The organism is Nocardia sichangensis (genome assembly GCF_047200615.1).
Taxonomy (GTDB): Bacteria; Actinomycetota; Actinomycetes; order Mycobacteriales; family Mycobacteriaceae; genus Nocardia; species Nocardia sichangensis.
In genome coordinates, this window is record NZ_JBJZOK010000051.1 from 19,555 (window position 1) to 35,138 (window position 15,584).

Here is a 15,584-nt window from a genome sequence, read left to right on the forward strand (position 1 = left end):
ATGGACGTGTCTACCCGGCGCCGCCGAGACATCGTCGACGCCTTGCGTCGTGGTGCGGTACCGATGAACGGGCTGGACGTCCTTGCTGTTGGTCTCGACCGATTCACCCGGGCCGTCGACGAAGACCTCGATCGGGTTACCAACGGCGGCAGCATATTCAAGGCTGTCCGCGGCGAATACGGCGCTGGCAAGACCTTTTTCACTCGATGGCTCGCCGAACGTGCCAAACGGCGCGCCTTCGCGACGGCCGAGGTGCAGATCTCCGAAACCGAAACCCCGCTGCATCGGATGGAAACCGTATACCGGCGACTAGTTGAACAGCTCTCCACCGAACAGTTCGCGCCCAGCGCGCTACGCCCGATCCTCGATGGTTGGATTTTCGCGCTCGAGGAGGACGCACTCGCCGATGGAGAGGTCGCCGAGGAGGATGCTGATGCACTCGATGCCGCTGTCGGGAAGCTCCTGGAGCAGAGGCTGGCAGAGATATCTCGGAGCACACCGGGTTTCGCTGCTGCCGTACGCGGATACCGTGCCGCCAGTGCACACGGAGACAACGCCACTGCCGATGGCCTCGCCGCATGGCTGGGTGGTCAGCCTCATGTTGCCACCGCAGTCCGTCGGTTTGCCGGCGTCAAAGGCGACCTGGATCATTTCGGTGCCCTGAGTTCGCTTCAAGGCTTGCTGACCATGCTTCGTGATAGCGGCCATCCGGGCCTGCTCGTGGTCCTTGACGAGGTGGAAACCCTACAGCGGGTCCGCTCCGACGCTCGCGACAAGGCGCTGAATGCGTTGCGACAGCTCATCGATGAGGTCTACTCCGGGCGTTTCCCAGGGCTCTACCTCGTGATTACCGGAACGCCGGCCTTCTACGACGGCCAGCAGGGTGTACAGCGGCTGGCGCCGCTCGCGCAACGCTTGGCCACCGACTTCGGTACCGACTCGCGCTGGGATAACCCTCGCGCTACCCAGATCAGGCTTCCGGGGTTCACTGTCGACGCCCTCGTTGAGCTCGGTATCAAGGTCACCAGCCTGTATTCCGAGGCCTACGACTGCCCACGTGCCGCGAATGTCGTCGACTCGGCCTACGTCACCGAACTCGCCCGCGCCGTTACCGGGCGACTCGGCGGGCAGGTCGGTGTCGCGCCCCGAATATTCCTGAAAAAGTTGGTTGCGGATGTGCTGGACCGGGTTGAACTGCACGCCGACTGGAATCCTCGCGAGCACTATCAAATTACGCTGCGAACCGACGAACTTACCGACGTCGAACGCAACGCCGTGACGTCGGCCGACGACATCGATCTGCCGACGTGACGACCGCGTCACTGGAGAAGCTCGATCAGGTGCTGGTGCACCATATCGTCAACTCGCTGGGTTGGCGGGATCTCCGGCCGCTCCAACACGCAGCTATCGACCCACTTATTGCTGGCGAAGACGCTTTGTTGCTGGCGCCGACAGCTGGGGGCAAAACCGAAGCAGCCCTGTTCCCGCTCCTTTCGCGGATGATAGCCGAGCACTGGCAGGGCACATCGGTGCTCTATTTGTGTCCGCTCAAGGCGCTGCTGAACAATCTCAACCCGCGGGTCGAACGGTATTCGCAGTGGATCGGCCGCCGCGCGGCCGTCTGGCACGGTGATATCCGCGCATCCGGTCGCCGCAATGTTCTCGTCGAACGACCGGATGTCCTGCTCACTACTCCGGAATCTCTCGAATCCATGCTGGTGAGCCGGAAAGTCGAGCACAACGAGTTCTTCGCGGACCTGCGTGCCGTGGTCGTCGATGAAGTTCACGCGTTTGCTGGCGACGACCGCGGGTGGCATCTTCTGGCTGTGTTGGAACGGCTCACCCATCTAATCGGGCGACCTATCCAGCGAGTTGGGTTGTCGGCGACCGTGGGCAACCCGGAACAGCTGCTCACCTGGCTGCAGGGGTCCAACGCGGATCTGCAGTCGGCATCCGTCGTCGCACCGGGCATCCCGACGTATTCGGCTTCCACAACGGCGGCTCCCTCGCCCGGCGAAATCGAGCTCGATTACGTCGGTTCTGTCGAGAACGCCGCGATGGTGATCGCGGCACTACACGCCGGTGAGAAACGACTGGTGTTCTGCGAATCCAAGAAGACTGTAGAAGAGCTTGGGAATCTATTGCGAGGTAAGGGAATCACCACCTTCCTGTCCCATGCGTCTCTTTCGGTCGATGAGAGACGTCGCTCTGAACAGGCATTCGCAGAAGCTCGTGACTGCGTGATCGTCTCCACCAGTACCCTTGAGCTAGGGATCGATGTCGGCGATCTGGATCGCGTCATACAGATCAATGCACCATCCACCGTGGCGTCGTTCCTGCAGCGGATCGGGCGAACTGGTCGGCGACCTGGCAGTATCCGCAATTGTCTGTTCCTGGCACTTGATTCGGACGCCCTTCTGCAGGCCGCTGCGCTGTTGTTACTTTGGGGCCGAGGCTGGGTGGAGCCGGTCTGTCCACCGCCCGAGCCCCGACACATTGTCGCCCAGCAGATCCTCGCACTAACCCTGCAACAGGGCCGTATCGGAGATCACGACTGGACTCAGTGGTGGAACGGGTTGACACCGTTTGGCGCTGCCGCTTCACCCATCATGCGGCACTTGGTCGACAATGGATACCTTGACAGTGACAGTGGGATGCTGTTCATTGGCCCTGCCGCCGAACTTCGGTTCGGCCACCGCAACTTCATGGACATGACCGCAGTGTTCGCTGGGCCACCGGAATTCACCGTGCTCATCGGACGCACCGAACTCGGTCGCATCGACCCCAGCCTGCTCACGGAGAAGGTGCTCGGTGATCGTCGCCTCCTCCTCGGCGGGCGTAGCTGGCGGGTCACCTACGTTGACTGGAGTCGTCGGCGCTGCTTCGTCGACCCCGCAGATGGCGGCGGCAAGGCCCGGTGGATCAACCCGGGAACAGCCGGCCTGAACTTCCACCTCACCCGAGCTATGCGCGACGTAATCCTCGGGGCAGATCCTCCAGCGAGACTTACAAAACGAGCTGTCTCACAGCTTGTCTCGGTCCGTGACGAGCGATCCGAACTCGCGCATCCGGCGGGCACAATCGTCGTCCGAGACCAGTCTGCCGAAGACGTCCGCTGGTGGACCTGGGCAGGTTACCGCGCAAATGCCACCCTCACTGCCACCTTGGGCGGGCTTGCCGACCCTCTGCAACGGTTCGACGATCGATATGTGCGGCTGCGTTCGGATATCGACCCCACCACGTGGCGGAAGGAACTGCGCGCCGCTGACCAGCGGTTGTGTCTGCCAGAAGTGAATGAGAAAGCGCTGGGCGGGTTGAAGTTCAGCGACGCGCTACCAAAGCATCTTGCCATTGCCACCCTCGCGGCCAGGACAGCCGATCTCGATGGCGCAGCAGCGACCCTCAATGAGCCGAGCCGATTCGTCACGGGGGAATTGCGGCGGTGAGTCCCGAGACAACCTGGGGCAGAGCCGAGTCGGCTATCGGGACTCGCCGAGTGGTTCGCACGACTGCCTGTGGTGGTGCCGGATGTGTAGATGTTGTGGTGGGTGCTGGCCAGTCTTTCTGATGTCGACCCTGTGCGCCGACCTCACAGAGCCCTCTCCTGGATCGTATTCGTCCAGTCCGGCCCAGCGTAGCCGAGGGGTGACACGTCAGCGGCGGGGGTTCACGGAGTCGCGGAGAGGAGTGTCGTGTTCGGCCGAATATCGCTCGTTTCCACGCTGGTGGTCGTCGTGGTCTGTCTGGTCGGTGGTTAAGGTGGCGGCGTCGCTGAGTATTCGACTGATCGTAGAGCGGCTCTTGTTCAGCTCCTGTGCGATTCGCGTCGGGGTCCAGCCGTCGTGGTGGTGGACCAGTGCTTTGGTGACGAGGTGGGGGTCACGGCGACGACCGGGATCACGTGCGCACACTCGTGCTGCGAGTTCCACGAAGTCGGAATGGGACTCCGGGAAGACATACCGTGCCGTGTGCACGCTTGCGTTGTCGACGACCTTGCCTGGCTCGCCCGGTGCGGGCTCGGCGTGCAAGTCGGTGGGTATCGATCCGGCTGGCAGGGCGGTGGCGTGCTTAGCAGGGTCGGGCTGGCTGTCGCTGTTCGCTGAGTGGGCCAGCGCCAAGAGCGCGACGGTGGCCTGGGCCATCGAACCTTCGACTATCAAGGGCCACAACCACGCTTCGCCGTGCGGGACCCCTGCGGTGACGGCCAGTGACCGTAGAGCGGTGAAAGACAACCAGAACGCGCCGACGGCGATCAGGACAGTCATGACGGTTGCGGTCCACCGTGTGGCGCGGGTGGCGGTGTGCGCACGGGAGAGGAGCGAGACGCCGTGCACGGTGGCCAACAGCGCCAGCGGCGGGATGATCGCGACCGCAGCGGAGACGGCGGGCAGCACGGTATCGTGCAGGAGGGCTTGAGTGGCGTTGCCGGTGATGCTCACGGTGGCTGCTGCAACGAGGACGGTCCAGAAGAAGGCGTGCGCACGCGGCTTGCGCGCTGTCTGCGCGAGTCGAGCCGTGTGCACGCCGGTCGGGGAGTCGAGGACGGTCGTGGTCATGAGTGTCCTTGTGGCGGTGTGGTCAGCGTGCGGACGGCAAGTGCGTGTGCGGGCACGAGAGCATGGGGTTCGTTGGTGAGAACGGAGAGTGCGGCGGCGACTTCGTGGAGGTGGGATTTGACGTAGGTGGCGGTGGTGCCGCTAGCTTTTCCGCGGTGTCCGGCGTATTCGCGGGCGACGGCGTAGCTGAAGGTGCGTTCGACCCAGGTGAGGGTGGTGTGGCGTAGCCAATGCATGCTGATGCCCTGGGCAGCGACCCACGGCAAGGCCTCGCCGACTCTGTTCCAGATGTAGTCGAAACGTCGTGCGGTGATGGGCTGTCCGTTGCGGTAGCGCAGCAGCTGCCCGGACTGCGGGCTTCGGCGTTCGCTCGCGTGGGCGAGCAGGTGTCGCATCAGGGTGGGGGAGACGGGCTGCCAGCGGTCGGTGCCGTCCTTCTCTCGCAAAAAGATCAGGCATTGGTCGGGGTCGAGGTCGTGTGGGCGCAGGGCGAGGGCGCCGCCTCGGCGGCAGGCGGTTTCGATGTGCAGGCGCAGGATGAGGGTGTCGAGTTCGGGGTCGTCGCCGGTGGTGGATGTGGTGTGGCAGATCTCGGCGAGTTGGCCCGAAGGGATGGCGTAGCGGTGGGAGGGGCGTCGGACGGGCATGGTGAGTTGGCGGGCTGGGTTGTCGCAGGGGCGGATCCAGCCGTTGTCCTCGGCGTAGCGGTAGACGCATCGGGTGGCGCTGATGAAGTGTTCGGCGGCGCTGGTGCCGCCGCGGGAAGCGCGGTTGTTGCGGGCGTTGGCCTGGATGGTGCGTGCCATCGCTTCAAGGTCCGTTTTATTCAGCTGGTCGAGACGGTGATCAGCCCAAGCGGTGAGGAGGTGGTCGAAGTGGGTGTTGTAGGTGCGCAGGGTGCCCGCCGACAACCGCGCCCGCACCTTCGGAATGACCTCGCCGAAAGTAGGCACCGCCTCGCCGGTGGTGACGAGATCGGCGGGGGAGATCCCCATCTGGGTCAACAACAGCCGTGCGGCGGCGACCGTTTCCGCATTCGGCGCGGAGTGGGTGAGGGTCGTCATCGCCGCGCCCTTTCGAGTGCACGAAGGCTGGCCGCGCACAATTCATCCAGCGCTGCGGGTGGGTGGATCAGCAGGTGGTTGCGGGTGCGGCGCCCGATCAGCAGGGCTCGGTCGCCGATGAACAGACTCACCCGCCGCCGCAGCCGGTACGGGATGCGAAAGAACCCGCCCGTGGTCATGGCGACCGGCCCATCCACGACAGGCCGGGCCGACAGCACGCCCGAGTCAAGACAGGTGAGTTCCAGGCGCATCCCCGGTCGCCAACCCAGCTCGGTGAAGACGTGCTTGTCCAGAACGCGGCCCGCCTCACCGACGGTGCACATGCCGTAGACGATGTTCCGGTCAGCAGTGCGCACAACCGGGGTCGCGGACAGCGGGCCGTGGATGAGTTCCTGCAGCGGCGACTGCGGTGGAACGACGGGCGCGATCACCGGCAATCACCCCCGCCGGCAAACCTTTTCGAGGCCGCCGCGGCGGCGGAATCCGGCAGATACGCCACAGATCGGCGCAGGTCAGAGCAACGATTCACTGGTCATCCTCCGTGTGTTCGAGTGCACTCGCACACACGGCACGTGAAGACCACAGATCTGTTGCGAATCTGTGCGCGAGAGGGGACTCGCCTACGGATCTCCGGCAGACTTGACGTGAATTGGTGCTGGAGTGGTACGGAATCTAGATTGCCGAAAAGTATCTGTCAAGGTCGATGCGCGGGGAATGACCTGGACTTGGACATGTATTGTCCCAATTCGAACGGTAGCTGAGAGGCGGCAGGAAAGGCTCCGGGGTGACGGGCGGCGGGCATCGTCGATGGCGTGTTGCGAACCCTCGCAGGGGCGATGAGGGCTGCCAAGGATGGCCGCCACGATCGCGACGATCATGTCCGCGTTGCCAACCCTCGGAGGGGCGATGAGGACGCGCCGGTGCCGCGGTGGTCGTGGCGGTCGCCGAGTTGCCAACCCTCGCAGGGGCCATGAGGACCCGGCAGAAGATCCTGACCAAGCCGGGCTTCCGCGTCACGTTGCCAACCCTCGCAGGGGCGATGAGGACGGAAGGCACCCCCTACTATCAGCGCGCCATCTTCCACCTGTTGCCAACCCTCGCAGGGGCGATGAGGACGCGGAGGCCCTCGGCGCTGTCGCGGCGGCGCACCACGTTGCCAACCTCGTAGGGGCGATGAGGACGGGGCGGATACATGCCCTAATCGGCTACCGCATCCACGTGTTGCCAACCCTCGCAGGGGCGATGAGGACCTGCGCCACCGAGTCCGGATCACTGTGGTTGCGAGCGTTGCCAACGCTCGCAGGGGCAATGAGGACCGCGCCGCTGTGCCGCGAATGCGTCGGCCGCCTCGTGTTGCCAACCCTCGCAGGGGCGATGAGGACGTCGCCAACGGAGCGGCGCATCCGTCGGCAGAGCCCCTGTTGCCAACCCTCGCAGGGGCGATGAGGACTCGGTGTGACCGCTGTGCAGCAGGCTCAGAACGCTGGTTGCCAACCCTCGCAGGGGCGATGAGGACCTCAACATCACCGTCCCCGACACCGCCAACCACACCGGGTTGCCAACCCTCGCAGGGGCGATGAGGACCCCAGGGTAAAACCGCTGGTGATCGTGGGTGCGATCGCTGGGATCGAACGGCATTCTGCATGGGATCGTTTGCACTACAAGTTTGCGGCCGCTGTCGCTCAGTGCGGAGCGGTCGACTGTGCTGTCGAAGTGATGCGGCGTCAGCTGGCCTCGTTTGGCAAGTTGCAGCAGGAGCCGTTCGGCAAAGAGGGGTTTGAAGACCTCGGCGAGGTCGAGGACCAGGGAGCGACGTTGGCGTTGAATACTGCTGTGCAGAAACGCGATTCCGCTGCTGCGGTTGAGCTGCGGCAGTGATACGGCGGAGTTGGCGATGCGGACCGCGGTCTGGATGTCGGCGGCGGCGATGTCGGCTTCTTCGGCGCCGTAGGGGATTTTCACGGTGCGACGCACCTTCGGGTATTTGAGTATCCCACCTTTGGCTTCGACACCGAGTTCCTGAAGCCGGAAACAGTAATGCATCGCTTGGGCGTGATCGGCTGGGGTCGGTGTGGTCGAGGATTTCACTTCGTGTACCCATATGGCGCCGTCGAGGTGGTCGAGTTTGGCGGCGCCGAGACCGATGGGACGGCTGCGTTGGTAGGTGGTGTCGTGTACAGCTTCACCTAATTGGACTCGTTGGCTGAGGAATTCGGGTCGGACGCCGCGAACGAACAGCCACAGCTGCCGCTGGCAGTGGTGCAGGTATTTGATGTGGACACCGCCGATGTCGTGGGGGTTGATCATGGTCAGATGATTTCGCCGAGTTGATAGCTGCTGCGGTGATCGCGGTGTATGTGTTCTAGGCCGTGGGCAGGATCGTAGTTACCTTGCACCACGATGACGTGCAGTTCTTTGTTGTAGCTGCCCAGGTAGCGGCCGTAGTGCGGCAGGGGAATGAGGTATTGGTTGCCGAGCAGTCGGCCGGCGCGAGGGCTGTCTGCGGAGTTGAGCGCATCGGTGTAGGGGCCGATGTCTTCTTCTAAGATGGCTTCGACGCCGTCGAATAGTTGGTCGAAGGAGTCGGCCAACTGGTTGCGGGCATCGTCGAATGGCATGGTGAAGTCCAGGAAGCCTTCACTGAACTGGGTTCGGTGGTGCACAACCGTTTGTGACCAGCGTCGCCCCCAGTCGGATAGGTACAGTTCGTCGAGCCATTGCCCGAGTGTCTGTTCGTCCAGCACGGCTTGGTTGTTGGCAGCAAGGATGGCCATGGTGAGCTCGGTGGGTTCGCGTTCGTAGACACCGTCGGCCCACTCGTCGGCACTGGAGCGTCGCCGACCGTATTCGGGGGTGTGGACGACGACGTCGGCGGGAGGCAGGTGCGCGGTGCGGTTGATCCGTCCGAAGCGTTGTGTCAGGGCTTCCAGCGGTGCCCCGGAGGTGTGGAGGGCATCGAAGGATACGTCGAGAGAGACTTCCACTACTTGCGTCGCGACCAGCAAACCTGGTTGAGGGGGGCGACCGGTGCCGTAGCGAGCACGGATGTTGTTTTCGATCGTTGCCCGATCCTTCGTCTTGAATCGTGAGTGCAGCAGCAGCGCGCCGTCCTCGCCGTACAGTTGCCGCGCGATCGGCGCAAGCCTGGTGTGGATCTCGCGCGCGGCGGCCACGTTGTTGGCGACCACCAGCACCGATTGCCCCCTGCGCAGCCGTTTTTCGATCTCTGTCAATGACGGTGGGGATGTCAAATGCGCGTCGCGCAAGACGAGTCGGTGCCTGCGCGGCCACGGCTGGTCACGGGTCTCGACCAGTGTGAGATCGGCGTGGCCGACCGCCGATCGGAGCAGGCTGACGAGGGGCTGCGGCAGTGTCGCCGAAACGATGGCGATGCGTCCGCCGATGCGTGTCCAGAACTCGATCATCGCCAGGATCATCCCGAGCCGGCGAGGTTCGTACGCGTGCAGCTCGTCCAGGATGAACACCGAGTTGACAGAGTCGATGAGAATCGATGAGCACGCTGCCCCGGCGAGCGCTCCGCGCAGCAGCTGATAGGGCGTGCCGACACGGACGAGCTCCCGGAACAACCGGGTCGCCGCGGTCCGGGAGACCGCCTGCTGTGCGGCATCGGCTTCGGTGAGATCGTCACCGGCGCAGAGAGAACGGTTCAGGTGATAGGAGGCGGCCTTGGAGTGCACGATCCCAACAACGTCGCCGTCTCCGAGCGCAGCTGTGAGTCGGTCGGCCATGGCGTTGATGGACGCCAGGTAGGGCAGAAGGTAGAACACTCGTGGCTGCCCGCCCACCTCGCGCCGCATCAGGTCGACCTGCGCTACGGCCCACAACAAGGCTGCTTCGGTTTTTCCGGACCCCGTCGGGGTGCGCAGCAGCAGGTGCTTGGATACCGCCGAAGCATCGAACTGATGCTGTCGTAGCGGTTTGCCGGAGCTTTCCATGCCCGTGATCAGTCGCAGCGCGAATGCGCTGTTGATGGGCTGGCTGGTGAGCAACTGTCCGTGTGCGGAGGAGACGTGGTCGGCGAACGTGACTGCTCCTTGCAGCAATACCGCGGTCAGACAGTCATTCAGATCGGGTTCGTCATAATCCCATTGGTCCCGGATCTGTTCCAGCAGCCGGTACCCGGCCTCTCCGAAGGCCACGCCGGGATCGGGGATGTCCTCGACCAGGTGGGCGGCGGTCAGGACGCGGGCGAGCCAAGCCCGCAGTTGGGCTGACGCGACGGGATCAACCCTGCCGAACCGCGCGGCGAATGCCTGCGCATCCGGCTCCATATATGTCGGAAGGATCGCCCACCCCGCAGGCCCGATCAACGGACGGTGATGCGTGACGACCCCCAGCGCAACCCACGACTGCTCCTCGGGAGGCCATTTCGCCAGTAGATCGGCAACGAAACCGAGGGAGTACACCTCGTGGCGTTGCCCCCACCCCGGCCCGCGAGCTGCGGTCAGCATGGCTTGAAACCCCTCCAGAACTTTGCCGGTGTCGTGCAGCAGCGCGGCGATCTTCACCCACAGCCAAAACCGGGCGGGTAGAGCATGGATCGAGCCGACTCGGTCGTGCAGCCGTTGCGCACCGATCAGAGTTTCCGACAAATGCTCGGTGAGCGCTTCGCCCTGGGGAAACCCGGCGCGGGGGCTCTTGGCCCGCAAACGCTGCAGCTCACTCATCGTTGCACCTCGGCACCGAACTGTGCAGGATGCACGCCGCCGATCAACGCCACCGCCTGCCCGCTCATCCCTTCTTCGCCCACGGGGGTACTCAGTCCGGTCTCGATCAGCTGGTCGGACCCGGCTGTCGCGTATCGGTAGCTGTCCCAGCGGGTGCGGGATCGGTCGAGACTTACCGCGGTCGGCAACCGCAACAGCGTCCCGGCACGAGACAACGCCACCGGCGTGACGGCGCAGCCTTGCCTGCCCGCTGAGGCGGCCAGTTCGACGCGTCGAGTGCGGGCGGCCGCCAGATCCTGGCTGCGCCCCAGCCGCAACGGCCACACCGGCCGACGGAGAGTCTTCTCCCAATAATCCAGGTCCTCGACCAACCACACCGTCAGCACCGCACGGGCCAGAAAGTCACGATCCTTGGGTGTTGGTGACGTCTTGCGGCCACGCCCGTCCAGCGGGTGGTAGGTCTCGAGATCGATCCCTGCCCCGCCAGCGGTGAACGCCGCACCGAAACGCAGATCGGGGGAGAGCTGCTGCCATCCGCCGGCTGCGGCAGCCAGCATCCCCGCGATCGTTGCAGGCGGCGGACACGGCAACCCGACCTGCACACCTCCATACAATGGGTTACGGAACGACACGACTTCGGCGGTGACGGTGACCTCGAGCGCACACGTCACCGGACGGGGTCCTCGAACCAGTCGTCATGCTCGCCCGCCTCGATCTGCTTGGCCAAGCCCCGCAACACCACCCGGGGATGGTCGATCACCAGTGTTCCGGCCGAGATCAGATCATCGAGCTCCTCACGCACCCGATCCCGCTGGCCGGCGAGAAATCCCGGCGACCATCCCACCAGCACCGGACCGTCGAGCTCATCGGCCCACGCAATGATCTCCTCCCGCAGAACCTCGACATCGAACACCGTCTCGATGTGTGGGTAGCCCTGATCTTCACGAACCGCCCGCGCCGCCAGCACCCGCGTGAACGGATTATTGCCCCCCTTGAGCGGCGCCAGCAGCACCAAGGCCGGAGAACGGTCACCGTAGTGAAGGGCACGCTTGGCGCCTCCGCGGACTTCGGCGACGGTGTTCAGCAGCAGCGCGACGCGGCGTCGACGCTCCTGGATCGGCAACACGATACTGTCCAGGCCGCGGAAGGTCGTCTTCTGCGCGCCTGCTGCTTCGGCTTCCTCGGCGGCGGTGTCGGTGAGGTTGCGGCGCAATCCGCTGCCCTGCAGTTGAAACACTCCCACCCGGGGAATATCCAACAGGATGTCGCTGGCCAGTTCGGCGGTGTAGAGCTCGTGCTCGTGGATGACCGGATTCTCATCCGGTCCGAACCCGCGGCTCATCGTCCCGAAATCACGGGTCGGTCGTCGCGGAGCCACCGACACCAGCGTGCCCGTGGCCAGCACCGTGTCACGCTGATAGCTGCCGTCTTTCAGCGCCACCATATATCCGAACAGGTCGTCATCGAGATACAAGTCCGGGCGCCCGGCGGTGTAGGCCTGCTGGTTGGCCTTCGAACCCGACCGGGTCACCGGCGACACCGGGACATCGGCAGGCAAACTCTCACGCACCCACCGCCGAAACGCCTGCGCCGACACATACGGATGAGTGTTCCGTCCGATCATCATTTTCTTGACTTCACCGACATTGTTCTCGCCGCGCCCGTTGTTCGGCGCCCCGGCGGTGATGTCCAAGGCGAGCTTGCCCACAAGGTAGGTCACTGGTTTTCCTCCACGAGAATGTTGTCATCGAGATCGTCACGCTCTGCGGGCGTGCCGGTGAGCCAGCCGTGCGTGGCCAAATGCTCCAACACGGCAACGAACAGCAGATCGCGGTGGAATCGCACGCGGTCGCTCGGTTCGAACAGCAACCGCCACTGCTCAGTGGTGATCAACGGCTCAGACACCCCCCGCTGCAAAGTCCACGCTGTGGCCTGACGTTTGAGCCATCCCTGCAGCCTGCCCGGATCGGACTGAACGTGCTCGAATTCCTTGAGCGTGCCGCGCTGCGGCTGGTTGCGTAGCAGCTGCCCGATCCGGTCCCCCAGCCGTACGATCTGGTCGACTTCGCGTTGCGGCACGCCGAGTACCTCCTTGATGAATGACTGATACAAACCGGCCAGATCGACCGTCTCCGGCGGTGGTGCGCCATGAACATCGGTGAGCGCGGCAAGATAAGACACCGCGGTCGCGGCCAACCGGTGCGGATAATGAAAAGCGTTGTAAGCCAACCGCACCGACCCAGCAGTCTTCGATGTGTGGTGAGCGCGAATCAGGTACCGAAACCCTGCGCCGAGAACAGCGGGTTGCAGCGTCGCACGCAGCCACTCCGTCAACGGCTGCTCGATGCGGTGCACATCCAGCGTCTGCTGTTTGTTGGAGTTGCTGAACACATAGAGCTCAACCCCTTCACGCACCGGATGCTCATAGATCCGCAACGCACGCAACGCTTCAGCCTCACGCGAGTACAGACCCGCACTAGCCTCGGTGGTCGATACCTGCGCTTGCTGTCGTGTCCGACGCGTCTGACGCAGCGTCATCCTCGCCAGCACCTCATCGTCCCAGCTGTGCAGCGCCGCAGCCTTGCCGCCACGGATCGAACAGCCGTAAGGAAGGGCATGAAAGCTGCACAGGCAGCCGACGCACAGCGCCATACCGTCATGGCCCGGCACAACGGTGTTGCGGTGCTCAGCACTCGCGGCCAAGGGAACATCCACCTTGCCGTAGAAGCCGCACGCCGCTGCGCCGCACAACACGCACGGCACATCCAACACAGCCGACGGACGCTGACGCCACTGCCTGATCTGATCCTGGCGTTGTGGGGTCGATAGCGATTTCCGGTTAGTGGGGTTCATTTTGGAGTTCGGCCAGAACAAGTAGCTGGCCGCCAGCCAGAATGACCCGGGCGCCTTCGTATCGGGCAAGTCTGCGGTCGCGACAACGTCGGCGGTCATCTGTTCGCATGCGTAGTTGAACTCCGGCAGTGACAATGACTCCGGTGAGCGGTGGCGATCCCTCACATCAGCCAGCGCCGTCAGCGCGTAAGCCCCCACTCGCTGCAGCGGATGAGCGGTCAACCGCACCACCGACCCGACAGTCATCGACGCGGTATTCACGCGGCTACCCACCCGAAGCCCGCAGCGTTCGCCTGCCCGAGACCCCAATCACGAATAGCCTTCAGCACTACCGGGTCTCCGCGCAGCACCGCCTCGACCGCCGCGCCGGGCTTGAGGCCATCACCAACAGCGAAAGACCGCTTGGGGCCCACCCAGCTGATCTGCTCCAACGCCACCTCCGGAGCCAGCCCCAAGGTTTCGGCTTTGCGGCGCAGATTCTGCTCGAAGTAATGATGGAACTCCGGCTCGGTCGGCAACACCCACGCCTGCCTCGTCGTCCGCTGCCCCGAATCATCGCGACCGGAACCCTTCATCACCACCGGTGTCCGGGTCCGCAACCGAGCAGTACCCTCGTCGACTGCAGTCTCCACCAAGGCGATGTCGTGAACACGCAGAGCAACCCCACCCCAATCGATCAACTCCCGCCCCGACAGCGCCACCGACCACGCGGCGATCACCTCCGGCAACGGACTGCCCAACTCTAAATAACCGCGGCCCCCCGCTGAATACACGCCACGCCGCTTGACCGCACGAGGAAAGACCGGCCCCGAATAGCCGAACGGCACCATCCCATGCGGACCCCACCCCTGCTCATGAAGACGCCGAGCCAACGTCGGCGCGGCACTCGTCAATAGCGAATAACAAACCGCACGGCCGGGTTCGAGAACCTTGTCCCACGGCACTGCGCGCGCCGAAGTGGATACCCCAACTCTGAGCCTCACAAAACCTCCATTCCCCAGTGTGAAGCAGCACGCGCCACCGTACCGGCACCCACCGACAAATCAATCCACGACGAAAAACCAACCTTCAGTTGGTTTCTTGCTGGCCCGCTCGATGGCGAACCGGTCGGTCGTCCGTGTTTACGCGTGGATTCGGTCATTCGTTGCGGCGCGGAAGATGGTCTGTCCAGTCAATGGCTTCCCCCATCCTCGGTGGTAGCTGCTCTTTGCTTATCCGAGGAGGCTCCAGTGCTGGAGCAGCGAAAGGTCAGCGCGACCGTACATTCGGCGTTTGATCAGCTGGCCTTTTAAGCTGCGCAAACGGCAGATGTTCGCACCCGCGAAATCTAACCCACTTTGCAGGCGAATCCTTCTGAGCGGCTGAGCAGCCAACCCGCATGATTACGAAATCAGTGCTAGATCCGAAATTCAACCGACGTTGACACCAACCCTCGCAGGGGCGACGAGGACTATGGCCTTCACCCCCATCTACATGGTCAGCCCCGCGTTGCCAACCCTCGCAGGGGCGATGAGGACCGTGAGGCATGGCCTCGATCCTGATGTGGGCATCACGTTGCCAACCCTCGCAGGGGCGATGAGGACGCGGTAGATCAGCGCCAAGCGCCCGTCGGGCACGGCCGGTTGCCAACCCTCGCAGGGGCGATGAGGACCCATGCCCAAAAGAGCTTCATGAGGGTGCCGATCCCGTTGCCAACCCTCGCAGGGGCGATGAGGACTCCACCAAGAAGGCTGGCGACCAATGAGCGCCGAACACGCGTTGCCAACCCTCGCAGGGGCGATGAGGACCGGCGGTCTTGCGGGCATCGCGTGCGCCCTTGATGTGTTGCCAACCCTCGCAGGGGCGATGAGGACGGGCGAACGCTACGGCGTACGCCGGCCGACGAATGAGTTGCCAACCCTCGCAGGGGCGATGAGGACTCGCGCCGCCGCCGCGGTCGAACCATCCGATGTTGATGTTGCCAACCTTCGCAGGGGCGATGAGGACAAGGTGCACGACAAGATCCTCGCCGCCATCTTCGAGTTGCCAACCCTCGCAGGGGCGATGAGGACGCGGCGGCCTCCGCCGTGCCTGCGGTGTCTACACGGGTTGCCAACCCTCGCAGGGGCGATGAGGACTCGGCGGCTATCAGTGCCGGTGAGGCGGTCGGCATGTGTTGCCAACCCTCGCAGGGCGATGAGGACCCCAGAGTAAAACCGCTGATAGTCGTTGGTGTCAATGTTCAATTCGAAAGGTGTTCTGCAGCGGACCGGCAGTAGTGTCAACCTCTTCGGCGTGTCGCTGAAATGATCTTGGTCAGAGGGTGTTGGAGGGTACGCGCTGGTCGATACCGCAGACCTCGCGGTATGGCGTTGTTCTCTAGTGGGGAGGTGCAGACCTGTACGCTTGTCGGCGCTCACGGAAATCCCCCGGTGAGCTGGTTT

The 15,584-nt window shown here is 63.9% G+C and carries 10 protein-coding genes, 1 pseudogene and 3 CRISPR repeat arrays; of the genes and pseudogenes, 2 read left to right on the forward strand and 9 right to left on the reverse strand.

All coding sequences use genetic code 11. The features are described 5' to 3' along the window. Both brxD and ACL03I_RS37225 read left to right on the forward strand, forming a co-directional pair. Positions 1 to 1,311 (forward strand): BREX system ATP-binding protein BrxD, encoded by a 1,311-nt coding sequence (gene brxD, locus ACL03I_RS37220; RefSeq protein WP_412808374.1) that lies wholly within the window; start codon positions 1 to 3, stop codon positions 1,309 to 1,311. Beyond that, the gene (locus tag ACL03I_RS37225) at positions 1,308 to 3,446 is read left to right on the forward strand and encodes a DEAD/DEAH box helicase (RefSeq protein WP_412808365.1); all 2,139 of its coding nucleotides are present in this window, start codon (positions 1,308 to 1,310) and stop codon (positions 3,444 to 3,446) included. Before brxD ends, ACL03I_RS37225 begins: the two co-directional genes overlap by 4 nt. Before the next feature lie 207 nt (positions 3,447 to 3,653). Here ACL03I_RS37225 and ACL03I_RS37230 read toward each other — a convergent pair whose 3' ends face one another. From ACL03I_RS37230 to ACL03I_RS37270, 9 genes and pseudogenes are all read right to left on the reverse strand, one after another. After that, complete coding sequence (locus ACL03I_RS37230) at positions 3,654 to 4,556, reverse strand: DUF2637 domain-containing protein (RefSeq protein ID WP_412808366.1); 903 nt, start codon at positions 4,554 to 4,556, stop codon at positions 3,654 to 3,656. Further along, complete coding sequence (locus ACL03I_RS37235; RefSeq protein WP_412808367.1) at positions 4,553 to 5,620, reverse strand: tyrosine-type recombinase/integrase; 1,068 nt, start codon at positions 5,618 to 5,620, stop codon at positions 4,553 to 4,555. The genes ACL03I_RS37230 and ACL03I_RS37235 overlap by 4 nt, the downstream gene beginning before the upstream one ends. Next, positions 5,617 to 6,051 (reverse strand): hypothetical protein, encoded by a 435-nt coding sequence (locus ACL03I_RS37240; RefSeq protein WP_412808368.1) that lies wholly within the window; start codon positions 6,049 to 6,051, stop codon positions 5,617 to 5,619. The genes ACL03I_RS37235 and ACL03I_RS37240 overlap by 4 nt, the downstream gene beginning before the upstream one ends. 383 nt (positions 6,052 to 6,434) lie before the next feature. Then, positions 6,435 to 6,737: direct repeats of the CRISPR family, unit length 30 nt; unit sequence GTTGCCAACCCTCGCAGGGGCGATGAGGAC. Between the two features lie 103 nt (positions 6,738 to 6,840). After that, a CRISPR array of direct repeats spans positions 6,841 to 7,204; the repeat unit is 30 nt; unit sequence GTTGCCAACCCTCGCAGGGGCGATGAGGAC. Between the two features lie 126 nt (positions 7,205 to 7,330). Then, positions 7,331 to 7,927, reverse strand: a pseudogene (locus tag ACL03I_RS37245) (Dna2/Cas4 domain-containing protein); the annotation flags it as partial. Positions 7,928 to 7,929: 2 nt separating this feature from the next. Next, positions 7,930 to 10,308 (reverse strand): CRISPR-associated helicase Cas3', encoded by a 2,379-nt coding sequence (gene cas3, locus ACL03I_RS37250; protein ID WP_412808369.1) that lies wholly within the window; start codon positions 10,306 to 10,308, stop codon positions 7,930 to 7,932. Beyond that, positions 10,305 to 10,979 carry a CRISPR-associated protein Cas5 gene (cas5, locus tag ACL03I_RS37255; protein WP_412808370.1) on the reverse strand — a complete coding sequence of 225 codons (675 nt, stop codon included), beginning with the start codon at positions 10,977 to 10,979 and terminating at the stop codon, positions 10,305 to 10,307. The genes cas3 and cas5 overlap by 4 nt, the downstream gene beginning before the upstream one ends. Further along, positions 10,976 to 12,028 (reverse strand): type I-B CRISPR-associated protein Cas7/Cst2/DevR, encoded by a 1,053-nt coding sequence (gene cas7i / locus ACL03I_RS37260; protein WP_412808371.1) that lies wholly within the window; start codon positions 12,026 to 12,028, stop codon positions 10,976 to 10,978. The genes cas5 and cas7i overlap by 4 nt, the downstream gene beginning before the upstream one ends. Then, positions 12,025 to 13,422 (reverse strand): hypothetical protein, encoded by a 1,398-nt coding sequence (locus tag ACL03I_RS37265; protein ID WP_412808372.1) that lies wholly within the window; start codon positions 13,420 to 13,422, stop codon positions 12,025 to 12,027. Before ACL03I_RS37265 ends, cas7i begins: the two co-directional genes overlap by 4 nt. Continuing rightward, a complete protein-coding gene (locus ACL03I_RS37270) occupies positions 13,419 to 13,901 on the reverse strand; it encodes a CRISPR-associated endoribonuclease Cas6 (RefSeq protein WP_412808373.1) in 483 nt (160 codons plus the stop codon). The genes ACL03I_RS37265 and ACL03I_RS37270 overlap by 4 nt, the downstream gene beginning before the upstream one ends. Positions 13,902 to 14,582: 681 nt before the next feature. Beyond that, positions 14,583 to 15,278: direct repeats of the CRISPR family, unit length 30 nt; unit sequence GTTGCCAACCCTCGCAGGGGCGATGAGGAC. Positions 15,279 to 15,584 lie beyond the last annotated feature (306 nt).

Coding starts and splice junctions, on each gene's coding strand:
- cas3 (WP_412808369.1), bottom strand. CDS start 10,308: ATGAGTGAGCTGCAGCGTTTGCGGGCCAAGAGCCCCCGCGCCGGGTTT.
- ACL03I_RS37235 (WP_412808367.1), bottom strand. CDS start 5,620: ATGACGACCCTCACCCACTCCGCGCCGAATGCGGAAACGGTCGCCGCC.
- brxD (WP_412808374.1), top strand. CDS start 1: ATGGACGTGTCTACCCGGCGCCGCCGAGACATCGTCGACGCCTTGCGT.
- ACL03I_RS37230 (WP_412808366.1), bottom strand. CDS start 4,556: ATGACCACGACCGTCCTCGACTCCCCGACCGGCGTGCACACGGCTCGA.